Source organism: Pseudonocardia petroleophila, assembly GCF_014235185.1.
GTDB lineage: Bacteria > Actinomycetota > Actinomycetes > Mycobacteriales > Pseudonocardiaceae > Pseudonocardia > Pseudonocardia petroleophila.
The window spans coordinates 2,079,320-2,094,667 of record NZ_CP060131.1 but is presented as its reverse complement, the minus strand read 5'-3'; the positions used below and the strand labels follow the sequence as shown (position 1 = coordinate 2,094,667).

Sequence of the window (15,348 nt, the reverse complement as noted above, 5' to 3'; positions counted from 1 at the left end):
CGTCATCACCCTCGCGTCAGCGTCTTCAGATCCATGGGCCCGATGCGGTAGAAGTACTCGGGATCGTGCTCCGTGCCGAGTTCGGACTCGCCGAACAGTTCCGTGCGTTCCATCGTCGTCCCGGTCCGCTTCGCCAGACCCGCGAACATCGCGAGCGAGGCGGCGTTGTCGTCGGTGACGGTCGTCTCCAGGTACGGCACCCCGACCCGGACGACCAGGTCGTCGAGCATCGTGGACGCCGCCCGCTTCCCGCGCGCCGCCTCGTCCACCGCCACCTGCCACACGAACAGCGTGTCGGGCTGGTCCGGCCGGACGTAGCCGGTCACGAACCCGACCACCCGGTCCCCCAGGCGGGCGACGATCGACGTCGCGGCGAAGTCGCGACACCAGAGGGCGTACGCGTAGCGCGAGTTGACGTCGAGGAAGGGCGAGGCGGACACGATCTCCCACATCGCCGCACCGTCGGCCGTGGTGGGGATCGACGTCGTCGTCGGGCCGGTTGCGGACATGACCTGGAAATCTACAGGCAAAGCCCTCGCAGGACAGGCGTGCGGAACCCGCCGCGACCCGTTCCGGGCGGATATCCGTGACGCCCGTCACCATCACGTTTGCCGGATTCCGGGAGCGGCTACCGCCCTGTTCCCGCTGCTCCGGACGCCCGCCGGTGGGGGCCCGAACGCCGCGCCGGGCGGCCTCCCGCGTGGTTCGCGAGGTCCGTCACAACCGGCTCACGTCCGCCGCAGCAGGCTCGTGAACGCGGCGAGCGCGAGCGCCGCGACGAGCCCCGCGAACACCACGGCGGTGGGCACGAGCCCGAACACCCGGGCCCCGGCGCCGACCCCGATCACCGGGATCGAGATCGCCACGTAGACCAGCAGGAAGTAGCTCGACGAGACCTCGCTGCGCTGCTCCGCGGGCGCCGCGCCGGTGACCGACTGCAGCCCCGCGCGGAAGCTCGAGCCCTGCCCCAGCCCCGCGACGACCGCTCCCGCGACCAGCACGGGCAGCGACTCCAGCCCCACCCCGAGCCCGACGACGGCGATGCCTGCGGCCAGCGCGAGGCAGCCCCCGAGCAGCGACGTGCGCAGCGGCAGCCGCGCGGAGAGCAGCTGCCCGGCCGTCGAGCTGCCGAGCAGGGAGAACACGACGAGCCCGGAGAGCAGGTGGCCCGGTTCGCCCAGGGTCTGCGCGACGAACAGCGGCGTGACCGCGGTGAAGAAGCCCAGCACGGCGAACCCGGCGAAGCCCGCGATGCCGGCGCGCACGAACACCGCGCGGACCTCCGCGGGCACGGAGAGCCGCTGGATCTCCAGCCGCACCGGCCCCGGCTGCCGCGTGACCGGCTCGGGCACCGCGGACACCGCGACGGCGCCGACGACCACGAGCCCGAGGTGCACGAGGTAGGGCAGCACCAGCGGCAGGGGGGCGAGGTCGGCGAGCGCGCCCGCGAGCACCAGACCCAGCCCGAGCCCGAGCATGTTGACCGCGGCGGCGAGCAGCCCGGCCCGGGCCCGGTCCTCCGGCGGGGCGAGGTCGACGATCGTGGCGGTCGCGACGCCGGTGAAGATGCCCGCCGAGAGCCCGGACAGCAGCCGCCCGACGAACAGCGCGGGCAGGCTGTCGGGGATGAGGAACACCAGCGAGCTGACCGCAGCGAGCGCGAGTCCGGGCAGCAGCACCGGCCTGCGCCCGATCCGGTCCGACAGGCGCCCGAACAGCAGCAGGGCCGCCAGCACCCCGACGGCGTAGGTCGCGAACACGACCGTCACCATCAGCCCGCCGAAGCCCAGCTCCTGCTGGTAGATCGGGTAGAGCGGGGTCGGCAGCGTGGTGCCGACCATCGTCGCGAGGAACGCCGCCGCGACGAGCGGCCCGGGCGCCGTCCTGGTCCGCACTTGATCCACTCGGCCACAGTAGGCCGCTACTTCAGGGTGCGCCCCGCGACGATCGAGAAGGGGCGCTGGTAGGCCGAGCCGAGCAGGCGCACCACCGCGTCGAGCACCTTGGCGTCGTTGCCGACGAGCACCCGGGCGCGGTTGCGGCGCACGCCGGACAGGATGATCTCGGCGGCCTTCTCCGGGGTCATCCGCAGCATCTGCTTGTCGAAGCGCTCCATCGCCGCGCCGTCCTCGAAGCCCTTGCCGCGGGCGGCGTTGCGGGCGATGCCGGTCTTGATGCCGCCGGGGTGCACGCAGGTGACCTGCACCGGGTACTTCGCGATCAGCATCTCCTGGCGCAGCGACTCGGTGAACCCGCGCACCGCGAACTTCGCCGCGTTGTACGCGCTCTGACTGGGCACCGAGAGCAGCCCGAACAGGCTGGACACGTTGACCACGTGCCCGTCGCCGGAGTTGATCAGGTGCGGCAGGAACGCCTTCGTCCCGTTGACGACGCCCCAGAAGTCGATGTCGACGACGCGCTCGATCTCCTCGAACTCCGAGGTGAGGATGTTGCCGGCGAAGGCGATGCCGGCGTTGTTGTAGACCTGGTTGACCCGCCCGAACTGCGCCACGACGTCGTCGGCGTAGGCCAGCACGGCCCCGCGGTCGGTGACGTCGAGCGCGTCGCTGCGCACCTCGGCCCCGGACAGCGAGCCGACGGTCTCGGCCAGCCCGTCCTTGTCGACGTCGGACAGCGCGAGCCGGGCCCCGCGGCGCGCGAGGTCCTGGGCCAGCGCCCGTCCGATACCCGATCCCGCCCCGGTCACCACAGCGACGCGTCCCGCGAACTCACTCATGCCGCCAGATGGTGCCCTACCGACGAGTAACTGGCTAGCGCGACGTCAGCTCGAACCCCGGGTAGCCGTCGGCGGCCACCTCGTCGCAGGCCCGCACGTAGGCCGCGAACCCGCCCGCGTACGGCATGAAGACCCGTGGCTTGCCGGGCACGTTCGCCCCGAGGTACCACGACGTGCCGGCCTCCGGGAGCAGCGTGCGCGCCGCCGCCTCGTTGACGTGCGCGACCCACGCGTCCTGGGCGGCGGTGGTGGCCTCCATGCGGTCGACGCCCTCCTCGCGCAGGTGCTCGACGGCGTCGGTGATCCAGTCGACGTGCTGCTCGATCGAGGTGGGCATGTTCGTCAGCACCGAGGGACTGCCGGGCCCGGTGATCGTGAACAGGTTGGGGAAGCCGGCGACCTGCAGGCCGAGGTAGCTCACCGGCCCGGCCGCCCAGCGGTCCCGCAGCGCGACGCCGCCGGCGCCGCGGATGTCGATGCCGAGCAGCGGGCCGGTCATGGCGTCGAAGCCGGTGGCGAACACGATGACGTCCAGCTCGTGCTCGCCGTCGGAGGTCCGGACGCCGGTGGCGGTGACCTCCTCGATCGGCGTGGCCCCGACGTCGACCAGGGAGACGTTCGGCCGGTTGTAGGTCTCGAAGTAGTGCGTGTCGATCGGCGGGCGCTTCGTGGCGAACGGGTGGTCGAGCGGGACGAGCTTCTCCGCCGTCGCCGGGTCGTGGACGATCCCGCGGATCTTGTCGCGGATGAAGTCCGACGCCGTGTCGTTGGCGGCGCGGTCGGCCAGCAGGTCGGCGAACGACGCGCGGAACCGCAGCCCGCCCCGCTCCCACGCGGCCTCGTACACCGCGCGGCGCTCCTCGTCGGTGACGGCCAGCGCGGAGGTCGGGCTGATCGTGAACGGGTGGCCGTTGGTGGAGGCCCGCTGCCGGGCGCGGATGTCGGCGTAGCCCGCCTTCACCTCGGCCGCGAACTCCCGCGTCATCGGGCCGTTGCGGGCCGGGATGCTGTAGTTCGCGGTGCGCTGGAAGACCGTGAGGTGCGCGGCCTGCTCGGCGATCACCGGGATGGCCTGGATGCCGGTGGACCCGGTGCCCACGACGCCGACCCGCTTCCCGGCCAGGTCGACGCCCTCGTGCGGCCAGCGCCCGGTGTGGAACCACTCGCCGCCGAAGCCGTCGAGGCCGGGGATCCGCGGGATGTTCGCCGCGGACAGGCAGCCCACCGCGGTCACGAGGAACTGCGCCGACCACCGCTCGCCGGACTCCGCGCGCACGTCCCAGCGGCCCGTGTCGTCGTCGAAGGCGGCCTGCGTGACGCGGGTGCCGAAGCGGATGTCGCGGCGCAGGTCGAACCGGTCGGCCACGTGCTCGAGGTAGCGCAGGATCTCGGCCTGGGTCGGGTAGCGCTCGGTCCACTCCCACTCCTGCTGGAGCTCCTCGGAGAAGGAGTACGAGTAGTAGTAGCTCTCGGAGTCGCAGCGGGCCCCCGGGTAGCGGTTCCAGTACCAGGTGCCGCCGACGCCGTCACCCGCCTCCAGCACCGCGGCCGACAGCCCGGCGCCGCGCAGCCGGTGCAGCATGTAGAGCCCGGCGAAACCGGCGCCCACGACGACGACGTCGACCTCCGTGCGACCCATGCCACCACCTTCCCAGCTCGGCCCGACGTCCGCCGGGTGTCAGACTGCGCGGGTGTCGGACTTCCGTTCCGCGTACCGCCACGGCTTCGTGCGCGTCGCCGCCTGCACCCTGCACACCGCGCTGGCCGACCCCGCCGCCAACGCCCGGGCGGTGCTGGAGTCGGCCCGGGCCTGCCACGACGAGGGCGTCGGGGTGGCGGTGTTCCCCGAGCTGACGCTGTCGGGCTACTCGCTCGAGGACGTCGTGATGCAGGACGTCCTGCTCGACGAGGTGGAGCGGGCGCTGCTCGACGTCGTCGCGGCGTCGGCCGACCTGCTGCCGGTGCTCGTCGTCGGCGCCCCGCTGCGGCTGCGGCACCGGATCCTCAACTGCGCGGTCGTGGTCCACCGCGGCGCGGTGCTCGGCGTCGCCCCCAAGTCCTACCTCCCAACGTACCGGGAGTTCTACGAGAAGCGCCAGATCGCGGCGGGCGACGACGTGCGCGGCACGATCCGGCTCGGCGGCGGCGACGTGCCGATCGGTCCCGACCTGCTCTTCGCCGCCGACGACGTGCCGGGACTGGTGCTGCACGCCGAGGTCTGCGAGGACATGTGGGTGCCGGTGCCGCCGAGCGCGGAGGCCGCGCTGGCCGGGGCCACCGTGATCGTCAACCTGTCCGGCAGCCCGATCACCGTCGGCCGGGCCGACGACCGCAAGCTGCTCGCGCAGTCGGCGTCGGCCCGCTGCCTCGCCGCCTACGCCTACGCGGCGGCCGGCGAGGGCGAGTCGACCACCGACCTGGCCTGGGACGGCCAGACGATGATCTACGAGAACGGGCGGCTGCTCGCCGAGACCGAGCGCTTCCCGATCGGCCCGCGCCGCTCCGTGGCCGACGTCGACCTCGACCTGCTGCGCGCCGAGCGCCTGCGGATGGGCACCTTCGACGACAACCGCCGCCACCACGCCCCCGAGACCCGGACCGTGGCCTTCCGGCTCGACCCGCCCGCCGGCGACATCGGGCTGCTGCGCGAGGTCGAGCGCTTCCCGTTCGTGCCGTCGGACCCGGCGCGGCTGGAGCAGGACTGCTTCGAGGCGTACAACATCCAGGTCTCCGGGCTGGAGCAGCGGCTGCGCGCGATCGGCCAGCCGAAGATCGTCATCGGGGTGTCGGGCGGGCTCGACTCCACCCACGCCCTCATCGTCGCCGCCCGTGCGATGGACCGGGAGAAGCGCCCGCGCACCGACATCCTCGCGTTCACCCTGCCCGGGTTCGCCACCGGCGACCGCACGAAGAACAACGCGACCCGGCTGTGCGACGCCCTCGGGGTGACCTTCTCCGAGATCGACATCCGGCCCACCGCGGAGCTGATGCTGCGCAACCTCGGCCACCCCTTCGGCGACGGCGAGCCCGTCTACGACGTGACCTTCGAGAACGTGCAGGCCGGGCTGCGCACCGACTACCTGTTCCGCGCGGCCAACCAGCGCGGCGGGATCGTGCTGGGCACCGGGGACCTGTCCGAGCTGGCCCTGGGCTGGTCGACCTACGGCGTCGGCGACCAGATGTCGCACTACAACGTCAACGGCGGCGTGCCCAAGACGCAGATCCAGCACCTCATCCGCTGGGTCGCGGCCACGGACCTGTTCTCCGACGAGGTGTCGGCGATCCTGCTCGACGTCCTCGACACCGAGATCACGCCCGAGCTCGTGCCCGGCGACGACGTGCAGAGCAGCGAGGCCACCGTCGGCCCGTACGCGCTGCAGGACTTCACCTTGTGGCACGTCCTGCGCTACGGGTTCCGCCCGTCGAAGATCGCGTTCCTGGCCTGGCACGCCTGGCACGACGCCGAGCGGGGCGACTGGCCGCCGGGCCTGCCCGCCGACCGGCGCGCGGCCTACGACCTCGCCGCGATCCGCCGCTGGCTGGAGGTCTTCGCGCAGCGCTTCTTCGGGTTCAGCCAGTTCAAGCGCTCGGCGCTGCCGAACGGCCCGAAGGTGTCCTCCGGCGGCTCCCTGTCCCCGCGCGGCGACTGGCGGGCCCCGTCGGACATGTCGGCCCGCATCTGGGTCGAGGAGATCCGCCGCGAGGTGCCGGACGAGTGACCGTGGCCGACCCGGGTCCGCCATGATGGCCCGATGTCGAGCGACCACGACCGCACCGACGCGTTCCGCGGGGCCCGGTTCACCCGGTCCGACCTGTCCGGGGCGACGTTCCACGACTGCGACCTGAGAGGGGCCCGGATCACCGGGTCGTTCCTCGACGGCCTGTCCGTCTCGGGCGTGTTCGGCCGGTTGCTCGTCGACGAGGTGGACGTCACGGAGTACGTGACGACCGAGCTCGACCGGCGCCATCCCGAGCGGGTGCAGCTGCGCGCGATGCGGACCGCCGACGAGCACCGCGCGGCCTGGGAGCTGGTCGGGCGGCTGTGGGCACGGACCGTCGAGCGGGCCGAGCGGCTGCCCGAGGCGGCCCGCCACGAACGCGTCGACGGCGAGTGGTCGTTCGTCGAGACGCTGCGCCACCTCGTGTTCGCCACCGACTGCTGGGCGGGCCGGATGGTCCTGGAGCGGCCCGAGCCGTACCACCCGCTCGGCCTGGTCCCGACCGACTTCGACCCCGCCGACGCCGCGACGGCCGGGCTCGACGCGGACGCACGGCCGTCGCTCGCGGAGGTGCTGGCCGTGCGCGCCGGGCGGGTGGCGCTGGTCCGCGACCTGCTCGACGGCCTCACCGACGACGGCCTGGACCGCGTCTGCACGGGCTCCCCGTGGATCGGCGACCCCGACCATCCGCGCCCGGTCCGCGAGTGCCTGCACGTGATCATGGACGAGGAGTGCGAGCACCGCCGCTTCGCCGAGCGCGACCTGGCGGTGCTGGAGGCGCGCTGACCGATGAGTTCGGGGGCCGGCCGGAGTCCTACCGGCACCTGAACCCTGGAGGTCACATGACCGGAGTGCGAGTACTCGTCGGCACGCGCAAGGGCGCGTTCGTCCTGTCCGCGGACGGGGCGCGCCGGGACTGGACGGTGGACGGGCCGTTCTTCCCGGGCTGGGAGGTCTACCACGTGGCGGGCTCGCCCGCGGACCCCGACCGGATCTGGGCGTCGCAGTCGGGCGGCTGGTTCGGCCAGCAGATCCAGCGCTCCGACGACGGCGGGCGCACCTGGGCCGCCGTCGGCAACGAGTTCACCTACGCCACCGTCCCGGGCACCCACCAGTGGTACGACGGCACGCCGCACCCGTGGGAGTTCGCGCGCGTCTGGCACCTGTCGCCGTCGGCCACCGACCCGGACACGGTGCTCGCCGGGATCGAGGACGCCGCGCTGTTCCGCTCGGTCGACGGCGGCCGCACCTGGAACGAGCTGCCCGGCCTGCGCGAGCACGGCTCGGGCCCGCACTGGCAGCCGGGCGCGGGCGGGATGTGCCTGCACACGATCCTGCCCGACCCCCGCGACCCGTCCCGGATGCTCGTCGCGATCTCCGCGGCCGGGGTGTTCCGCACCGAGGACGGCGGGAAGTCCTGGCAGCCGGCCAACCGCGGGCTGCTCAGCGACGGCATCCCGGACCCCGACGCCGAGGTGGGGCACTGCGTGCACAAGCTCGCGCTGCACCCGGACCGGCCGGAGACGGTCTACATGCAGAAGCACTGGGACGTCATGCGCACCGACGACTTCGGCCGGAGCTGGTACGACATCGGCGGGAACCTGCCCACCGACTTCGGGTTCGTCGTCGACGTGCACGCCCACGAGCCCGACACCGTCTTCGTCCTGCCGATCACCAGCGACGCCGAGCACTTCCCGCCGGAGGGGAGGCTGCGGGTCTTCCGCAGCCGCACCGGAGGGCACGAGTGGGAGCCGCTGACCCGCGGCCTGCCCCAGGAGCACTGCTACGTCGACGTCCTGCGCGACGCGATGGCCGTCGACTCCCTCGACACCTGCGGCGTCTACTTCGGCACCACCGGCGGGCAGGTCTACGCCTCGCCCGACGCGGGCGAGAACTGGGCGCCGATCGTGCGGGACCTGCCGGCAGTGCTGTCGGTGACCGTGCAGACGCTGTCGTGACGGCGCCCGGCACGACCGTCCGGGTCAAGCTGCCCACGCACCTGCGCAGGCTCGCACAGGTCGACGGCGAGGTGCAGGTCGACGTCGACGGCCCCGTCACCCTCGTCGCGGTGCTGGACGCGCTGGAGGCGCGCCATCCCGTGCTGCGCGGGGCGGTGCGCGACCACGGCAGCGGGCGACGCCGCCCGTTCGTGCGGTTCTTCGCCTGCGAGCAGGACCTCTCCCACGACCCGCCCGACGCCCCCCTGCCCGACGCCGTGGCCCGCGGCGCCGAGCCGCTGCTCGTCGTCGGGGCGATGGCGGGGGGCTGAGCAGCGGCTCCGCCGCCCGTGAGCGGAAACGGCGGCCGGGGCCGCCGTTTCCGCTCACGAGGCCTACGAGGTGTGGTGCACCTCCTGCAGCTTGTAGACCGGCGTCGGGATGCCCTCGACGCGGGCCTTGAGCTGCAGGGCGAGGTAGAGCGAGTAGTAGCGGCTCTGGTGCAGGTTGCCGCCGTGCACCCACAGGTTCTCCACCTGCGTCGGCTTCCACATGTTGCGCTGCTCGCCCTCCCACGGGCCCGGGTCCTTGGTGGTGTCGCTGCCCAGACCCCAGACCTTGCCGAGCCGGTCGGCCGTCTCCTGCCCGAAGATGCCGGCCGCGGTGCCGTTCATCGAGCCGTAGCCGGTGGCCCAGACGACCAGGTCGGCCTCCAGCCGGGTGCCGTCGGCGAGCACGACCTCGTTCTCGGTCAGCTCCGTGACCTGCCCGTGCGCGAGCTTGATGCTCCCGTTCGCGACGAGCTCGGACGCGCCGACGTCGATGTAGTAGCCCGAGCCGCGGCGCAGGTACTTCATGAACAGGCCGGAGTCGTCGTCGCCGAAGTCGAGGCGGAACCCGGCCTTCTCCAGCGCCGCGTAGTAGTCGGCGTCGCGCTCGCGGATCGCGTCGTAGGTCGGCTTCTGGAACTGGTGCATGATCCGGTACGGCAGCGACGCGAAGATCGTGTCGGCCTTGAACGTGGTGACGCCCGCCTCCAGCGCCCGCTCGGAGTACAGGTCACCGAGCCCGAGGTCCATCAGCGAGTCCGACCGCACGATGTGCGTGGAGGACCGCTGCACCATCGTGACGTCGGCCCCGGCCTCCCACAGCGCACCGCAGATGTCGTGCGCGGAGTTGTTGGAGCCGACGACCACGGCCTTCTTGCCCTTGTAGGCGTCCGGCCCGGGGTGGGCCGAGGAGTGGTGCTGGTCGCCGCGGAACACGTCCTGGCCCGGCACGACCGGCACGTTCGGCTTGCCGGAGACGCCGAGGGCGATGACGACGTGCTTCGGCCGCAGCGTCACCTCTTCGCCCGCGCGGTCGACCACGACCTCCCAGGTGTCGCCGGCACGGGTCGCCGACTTCGCCGTGGTGGAGCCCCAGTAGTTCAGCTCCATGACCCGGGCGTACATCTCCAGCCAGTCGCCGATCTTGTCCTTCGGCGAGAACACCGGCCAGTTCTTCGGGAAGTCGAGGTAGGGCAGGTGGTCGTACCAGACCGGGTCGTGCAGGGCGAGGGACTTGTAGCGCTTGCGCCACGAGTCACCGGGCCGCTCGTTGCGCTCGACGATGATCGTGGAGACGCCGAGCTGGCGCAGCCGGGCACCGAGCGCGATGCCGCCCTGCCCGCCGCCGATGATCACGACGTCGGGCTGGGTCGTGTAGCCCAGCTCCGCCGCCTCCTTCTCGCGGCTCTCCAGCCAGGTGACGCGGTCGGGGTTGGCCCCGTGCTCGGCGCCCATCGGGCGGCGGTCGCGCGAGGGCTCCTCGTGGCCCTTCAGCTCGTCGAGCGTGGTCAGGAACGTGAACGCCTTCCCGTCGGCGGTCAGGCGCAGCAGCCCGCTGCCCCGCCCGACGGCGGTCTCGAACGCGATCCACGCCGTCGTCACGCCGTCGGCCTCGGCCGGCTCCTCGGTGACGCGGAAGTCGGTGGCGCCTGCGTCGGTGTTGCGGAGCAGGTCCGCGACGCCGGCGGGGCCCTCGACGGTGGTGATGTTCCAGGTGAAGGCCACCAGGTCGCGCCAGTAGCTCTCCGCACCGAACAGCGCGGCCGCCGCGTCGGCGTCACCCGAGGTGAGGGCGGCCTGGAACGCTCCCAGCCACTCGTCGACGCGGACGGCGGCGTCGGTGCGGTCGATCGTGGACGTCATGCTGCTCCTTCTGCTGCTGCTGTGCTGGGCATGGCTGTGACCCACCTCATCCCGTCGGACGCACCGGGGCAACCGTTGCAGCCGGGTTGCACGCCGCGAGCCCGCGGATCCCCGGGGCTGTCGACGTGCGCAGGACGCCCAGGTCGGGCACGACGACGTCGACCTCGGGGGCGATCCGGTAGGGCCGGGCCTGCAGCAGGCCGCCGAGCGTGCGGCGCAGCCGCGACATCTCCGCCCGCACCGTGACCAGGTGCTCCCGGTCGCCGTAGAGGGCCGCCGACAGCGCGCCGGCGTCCATCCCGGCCCCGCCCGCCGCGGCGAGCAGCACCAGCACCTCGGCGTGGCGCGTGGACAGCGGATGCACCCACCGGTTGGCGCCGTCGACGACGGCCCGGGGCGGGCGCTGGGCGAGGTCGAGCTCCAGGCGGATCGGTGCGGCGCTCGCGACGCGCAGCAGCCAGCCCCCGGGGACCGGCTCCGGGAGGCACACCCCGACCCCGTGGATGGCGATCGGGTGGCCGGGCCGGGGCACCGCGATCCGGTCGACCGCGGGCATCCCGGCGACGGCCGCGACCCAGCCGTGCTCGTCGGCCACCAGCCCGGGCCCGCGCAGGTCGACCAGCAGCGGCGCGGCGACGTTGCGCAGCATCTCCAGGCGCGTCTCGTGGGTCCGCCACAGGCTCGCCTCGGCGAGCTTCACCGCCGTGCCGACGAGCGCGACGGTCGTCGGGTGGACGGTCTCGGCGGGGCCGCTGACGTCGACGACACCGAGCAGCTCGCCGGTACGGGGGTCGTGCACGGGGCAGGCGGTGCAGGTCCAGACGTGGTGGCTGCGCACGAAGTGCTCGGCGGCGAACATCTGCACCGGGGTGGCCTCGGCGAGCGCGGTGCCGATGCCGTTGCTCCCGACCACGCCCTCCGACCAGTTCGCGCCCTCGGTGAAGCCCAGCCGGTCGGCGCGGTGGCGCACGGCGGTGGAGCCCTCGCGCCAGAGCAGCACCCCGTCGGCGTCGGTGATGACCATGATGTGCCGGGCGTCCTCGGCCACGGAGGTGAGCGCGGCCCGCAGCTCCGGCAGCACCCGCTGCAGCGGGCTCGCCGCGCGCCGGGCCTCGACCTCGTCGGCCCCCATCAGGTCGGGCGGGTCGCCGAGGTCGGGGTTGACGCCCTGGGCCCGGACCCGGCGCCAGGAGCGCGCGACCATGCCCCGCGGGTCGGCCGGCAGCCGGTCACCGGAGAGCAGGGCGTCGTGCACGCGCGCGAGCATGCGGGCGTGCCGGGCCACGTCCACGCCCGACCGGACCGCGCAGACGCCTTCGTCCACGGCCACCTCCACCGTTCCCGCTCTCCCGGCACCATAGCCGCCGGTGGGCCCCGGCGGGACGGGCCGAGATCAGCCCGGGCGGCTCAGGAACGCCTCCGCGTGGAACCAGCCGTCGGCCTCCCGGCCCGCCGGGTCCAGGCCGAGCAGCGCGATGTCGTGCAGGGCGGCGTCGGCCTCCGCGGTGTCGGCGAAGCGGCGTTGCGGGAAAGTGCCGGGCAGCTTCTCGGTGACGAGCCCGTGGCCCGCGAGCGCCGCGGCGACGTCGTCGTAGGGGAAGACCCGCAGGACGAACGCGAGCACCCAGGCGTCGGGGGCGTGGGTGCGGATCCGGTCGAACGTGGCCGGGCCGACGTAGCCGACCCCGCCCGTGCACAGGACGAGCGAGACGCCGGCGAGCGCGTCGATCAGCGACGGGGACGGGTCGGCCGCCTCCAGGTCCTCGGCCCACCCGTCGGCCATCACGCCGGTGGCGACGGCGTAGTCGATCGCGGGACGGGACACGTCGAGGCCGAGCACCCTGAGCTCGGGCCGGCGGCGGCGGGCGGCGAACCACGCGGCGTCCTCGGCGATCACCTGCTCCGGCGCGAGCCCCGCCCGGCCGGGGTCGACGGCGTGCGCGCCGAGCCCGTCGAGGTCGACGTCGTGGCGCAGCAGGGTGGCGTTGATCCCGTAGGAGCAGCAGACGTCGAGCACGGTGCCCGGGTGCTGCTCCAGCACCGACTCGACGACGGGCAGCGCGTGCTGCGGCACCTGGTACTCCAGCGGGACCAGCGTGCGGAAGTACGCCCGCGGGTCGCGCCCCTGGTAGACGTCGGTGAAGTCGGCCTTCTGCTCGCCGGTCTGCGTGCCCTCATCCACCATCGGTCAGCAGGTCCTCCAGCTCGCGGACGGCCACCGGCAGCTCGCGGGCGAACACCGCCATCTGCCCCGCCACGGTGGCCGGGGTGCTCAGGTACAGGTCGAACCGGTCGGGGAGCATCGCGTAGCCGACGCCGATGCACTTCTCGCTGGTCGACCCGAAGCCCCAGTAGCGGATGTGCGGCGACGGCACCGCGCTCGTGCTCAGGTAGTCGTCGCGCATCACGGTCCAGCCGGGCGAGTCGAACAGGGCCATCGGCTCACCGCCCCCGTTGCGCCGCTGCCGCATCTGCAGCTCCCACAGGTGCTGCTCCGGCGCGAGCCCGCCCTGGCACTCCCGCGCCCGCGCGACGTGCGCGTCGGCGGCGGCGCGGAACGCCGTGCGCCGGGCGTCGAGGTCGGGCTCGTCCATCGCCGCGACGAACGCGAGCACCTCGGGGGTGACCACCCGCATCGCCTCGGTGCGCCCGTGCCTGAACGAGCGGGTGGCGATCGACTCGTAGGTGGCTCCGACGTGGCCCTTGGCGCGCCGGTGCGCGAGCTGGAAGGCCATCTGCGCGAACGCGTCGGGCGAGCACTTGAGCGCCTTGGCGCGCTCGGCGTCGAAGTCGACCGAGAGCGTGACGGTGGCCGTCGACGCCGCGAACGCCGCGAAGTCGGCCCGGGCGGCGGCGATGTCGGCGCGCAGCGCGTCGTCGAGGACCCACTCCAGCCGCCGCGTCGCCGGGACGCCCGTGCCGCCCCCGCCGTGCGGCTCGGCCTCCAGGATCGCGTCCAGGAAGGCGATGATCGTGGTGCCGTCGAGGTTGCAGTGCTCGCCGTTGAACCCGGCGGTGCCGTCAGCGAAGACGATCAGCGACACGCCCTTGTCGAACCAGCGGTTCGCGGCGTCGCCGTGCAGCAGGGCGTCGGAGGCGGCCAGCGGGTCGGCCGGGGTCGCGTCCTCCAGCACGACGCAGAACAGCGCGCGCTCCAGCACGTCGAGGGTCCCGGCGTTGCCGGCGTCGAGCAGCGCGGCGCGGCTCGCGGCCCACTCCGCGCGGGCCTTGCTGGTCAGGGCGCCGACCCCGTCGCCGGGGGCCTCGGCGAGGACGGCGCGCAGCCCGGTGGCGATCTCGTCGGCGGTGTACGGCCGGCCGTCCGGGTCGACGACGTCGAGCGCGATCGCGGCGCCGCGGTGCAGCACCACGACGTGCCGCTCCTGCGACGGTCCGGGCCACTCGTCGGTGTAGGGGGTGCGGGAGGTGTCGCGCGGGTCGCCGGGGATGCGGGTGGCGGAGAACAGGTAGCGGTTCTGCTGCATCGACAGCGGCTTCCCGCGCTGCTCCGCGACGGGCAGGGTCTCGTCGTCGATGGAGAGCTTGTAGGCCACCGCCGACGCCGTGAGGTGCGCGGCGCGCTCGACCTGCCCGAGATCGGAGTCCTCGAACAGGAAGAAGAAGTTGGCGTTCAGGGCTATCCGGTCGCGGCGGCCGAGGTAGCGGTCGCGCCAGAAGTCGTCGAGCCAGCTCGCGACGTCGGGCCGCGCGTCGTAGGCGACCAGGTCGGCGTGCAGGGCGTGCGCGGGCGAGCCGGGGGCCAGGAGGTCGGCGACGGCGGCCTCGGTGGCGGCGCGCTCGTCGTCGGTGAGCAGCGGGGCGCTCCAGGCGAGGAACCGCTCGGCGGTCTCCTCCAGGCCGGGCAGCGGGACCCGGGGGAGCTCGTCCTCGCGGGAGAAGGTCGGCACGTCGTCGTCCTCGATCTCGTCAGTCCATCAGCCGGTCGACCCGCACGCGGGCCTCGGCCGCGCGGTGGGCGGGCGTGACGCGGCCGAACAGCTGCCGCGTCCGGGCGACCGTACCGACCACCCCCGGCCGCTCGCTGTAGGCGAAGATCGCGGAGTGGCGCGCCGTGGCGCCCGTCACGGGCGTGACGCGGTGCAGCGAGTAGCGCCCGGCGAACAGCTGGAGGTCGCCGGGGCGCAGCGCGAGGCGGCGGGAGGGGAACGTGCCGTCGAGGGCCGCGCGCACGTCCTCGACGTTCTCGGCGCGGGCGGAGCGGATGTTCGGGCAGTACTCGAATACCCCACCGCCCTCGGGCTCCTGGGTGAGCATGCTGACCGTGAACTCGTTCGTGTCGAAGTGCCACGGGTGGCTGCGGCCGGGCGTCACGACGTTGAGGACGAGCCCGGAGAGCGGGTCGGCCAGCGGGAACACCTCGGACAGGCCGAAGCAGTCGGCGACGAACCGCTGGAACCGCGGATCGGTGTAGAGCCGCTCGATGATCGCGCCCGCGGGCAGCGCGTCGCGGGCGACGAAGGCGTTGCCGCGCTCGACGGTGCGGTGCGCGGGATGGTCCGGCGGCAGCGACGGGTCGGGCGCGGTGTTGTAGACGTTGACCGTCTCGACGTCGTAGTACGCGCCCGGCGCGGCCGCCGCCCCCTCCTCCCGCAGCACCTCGTGGAGCTCGGCGGGCACGAAGTCGGTCACCACCGAGCACCCGTGCTCGGCGAGGTCCCGGCGCACCCGCGCCACCGTGTCGGCCAGGTCGACGTCGTCGTCGATCAACTGCATCCGTCCATCCAATCCCGGGGACGCCGCCG

At 73.5% G+C, this 15,348-nt stretch carries 13 protein-coding genes; 4 read left to right on the top strand and 9 right to left on the bottom strand.

Features of this window, described 5'->3' with window-relative positions; translation table 11 throughout:
* Nucleotides 1-5 precede the first annotated feature (5 nt).
* From ectA to H6H00_RS10565, 4 genes are all read right to left on the bottom strand, one after another.
* Nucleotides 6-509 carry a diaminobutyrate acetyltransferase gene (gene ectA, locus H6H00_RS10580; protein ID WP_185721112.1) on the bottom strand — a complete coding sequence of 168 codons (504 nt, stop codon included), beginning with the start codon at nucleotides 507-509 and terminating at the stop codon, nucleotides 6-8.
* 219 nt (nucleotides 510-728) lie between these two features.
* A complete protein-coding gene (locus tag H6H00_RS10575) occupies nucleotides 729-1,904 on the bottom strand; it encodes an MFS transporter (protein ID WP_255425683.1) in 1,176 nt (391 codons plus the stop codon).
* A gap of 17 nt (nucleotides 1,905-1,921) precedes the next feature.
* Nucleotides 1,922-2,737 (bottom strand): SDR family NAD(P)-dependent oxidoreductase, encoded by an 816-nt coding sequence (locus tag H6H00_RS10570; RefSeq protein ID WP_185721111.1) that lies wholly within the window; start codon nucleotides 2,735-2,737, stop codon nucleotides 1,922-1,924.
* 34 nt (nucleotides 2,738-2,771) lie between these two features.
* The gene (locus tag H6H00_RS10565) at nucleotides 2,772-4,376 is read right to left on the bottom strand and encodes a flavin-containing monooxygenase (RefSeq protein WP_185721110.1); all 1,605 of its coding nucleotides are present in this window, start codon (nucleotides 4,374-4,376) and stop codon (nucleotides 2,772-2,774) included.
* Nucleotides 4,377-4,428: 52 nt separating this feature from the next.
* Between H6H00_RS10565 and H6H00_RS10560 the strand changes: the two genes are divergently transcribed.
* Genes H6H00_RS10560 through H6H00_RS10545 form a run of 4 tightly spaced genes read left to right on the top strand, consistent with a single transcriptional unit; the run spans nucleotide 4,429 to nucleotide 8,725 of the window.
* Nucleotides 4,429-6,456, top strand: a complete 2,028-nt coding sequence (locus tag H6H00_RS10560) for an NAD(+) synthase (RefSeq protein WP_255425682.1) — start codon at nucleotides 4,429-4,431, stop codon at nucleotides 6,454-6,456.
* A gap of 33 nt (nucleotides 6,457-6,489) precedes the next feature.
* Nucleotides 6,490-7,242: a DinB family protein gene (locus H6H00_RS10555; RefSeq protein ID WP_185721108.1), complete on the top strand. Its 753-nt coding sequence runs from the start codon at nucleotides 6,490-6,492 to the stop codon at nucleotides 7,240-7,242.
* 56 nt (nucleotides 7,243-7,298) lie between these two features.
* The gene (locus H6H00_RS10550) at nucleotides 7,299-8,414 is read left to right on the top strand and encodes a WD40/YVTN/BNR-like repeat-containing protein (protein ID WP_185721107.1); all 1,116 of its coding nucleotides are present in this window, start codon (nucleotides 7,299-7,301) and stop codon (nucleotides 8,412-8,414) included.
* Entirely contained in the window at nucleotides 8,411-8,725 is a 315-nt protein-coding gene (locus tag H6H00_RS10545; protein WP_185721106.1) for a MoaD/ThiS family protein, read from the top strand. The genes H6H00_RS10550 and H6H00_RS10545 overlap by 4 nt, the downstream gene beginning before the upstream one ends.
* 63 nt (nucleotides 8,726-8,788) lie before the next feature.
* Here the strand turns inward: H6H00_RS10545 and H6H00_RS10540 are convergent, their stop codons facing one another.
* The 5 genes from H6H00_RS10540 to H6H00_RS10520 all read right to left on the bottom strand — a co-directional run bounded on the left by H6H00_RS10540 (nucleotide 8,789) and on the right by H6H00_RS10520 (nucleotide 15,319).
* The gene (locus tag H6H00_RS10540) at nucleotides 8,789-10,585 is read right to left on the bottom strand and encodes a flavin-containing monooxygenase (RefSeq protein ID WP_185721105.1); all 1,797 of its coding nucleotides are present in this window, start codon (nucleotides 10,583-10,585) and stop codon (nucleotides 8,789-8,791) included.
* Between the two features lie 46 nt (nucleotides 10,586-10,631).
* Nucleotides 10,632-11,909 (bottom strand): GAF domain-containing protein, encoded by a 1,278-nt coding sequence (locus H6H00_RS10535; RefSeq protein WP_255425681.1) that lies wholly within the window; start codon nucleotides 11,907-11,909, stop codon nucleotides 10,632-10,634.
* 69 nt (nucleotides 11,910-11,978) lie between these two features.
* Nucleotides 11,979-12,770: a class I SAM-dependent methyltransferase gene (locus tag H6H00_RS10530; protein ID WP_185721104.1), complete on the bottom strand. Its 792-nt coding sequence runs from the start codon at nucleotides 12,768-12,770 to the stop codon at nucleotides 11,979-11,981.
* Complete coding sequence (locus H6H00_RS10525; protein ID WP_185721103.1) at nucleotides 12,760-14,493, bottom strand: choline/carnitine O-acyltransferase; 1,734 nt, start codon at nucleotides 14,491-14,493, stop codon at nucleotides 12,760-12,762. Before H6H00_RS10525 ends, H6H00_RS10530 begins: the two co-directional genes overlap by 11 nt.
* Before the next feature lie 19 nt (nucleotides 14,494-14,512).
* A complete protein-coding gene (locus tag H6H00_RS10520; protein WP_185721102.1) occupies nucleotides 14,513-15,319 on the bottom strand; it encodes a HalD/BesD family halogenase in 807 nt (268 codons plus the stop codon).
* Nucleotides 15,320-15,348 lie beyond the last annotated feature (29 nt).

Bases quoted from the DNA above. Each gene is read 5' to 3' on its own strand.
- ectA (WP_185721112.1), bottom strand. From the start codon at position 509: ATGTCCGCAACCGGCCCGACGACGACGTCGATCCCCACCACGGCCGAC.
- H6H00_RS10570 (WP_185721111.1), bottom strand. From the start codon at position 2,737: ATGAGTGAGTTCGCGGGACGCGTCGCTGTGGTGACCGGGGCGGGATCG.
- H6H00_RS10565 (WP_185721110.1), bottom strand. From the start codon at position 4,376: ATGGGTCGCACGGAGGTCGACGTCGTCGTCGTGGGCGCCGGTTTCGCC.
- H6H00_RS10555 (WP_185721108.1), top strand. From the start codon at position 6,490: ATGTCGAGCGACCACGACCGCACCGACGCGTTCCGCGGGGCCCGGTTC.
- H6H00_RS10550 (WP_185721107.1), top strand. From the start codon at position 7,299: ATGACCGGAGTGCGAGTACTCGTCGGCACGCGCAAGGGCGCGTTCGTC.
- H6H00_RS10540 (WP_185721105.1), bottom strand. From the start codon at position 10,585: ATGACGTCCACGATCGACCGCACCGACGCCGCCGTCCGCGTCGACGAG.
- H6H00_RS10530 (WP_185721104.1), bottom strand. From the start codon at position 12,770: ATGGTGGATGAGGGCACGCAGACCGGCGAGCAGAAGGCCGACTTCACC.
- H6H00_RS10520 (WP_185721102.1), bottom strand. From the start codon at position 15,319: ATGCAGTTGATCGACGACGACGTCGACCTGGCCGACACGGTGGCGCGG.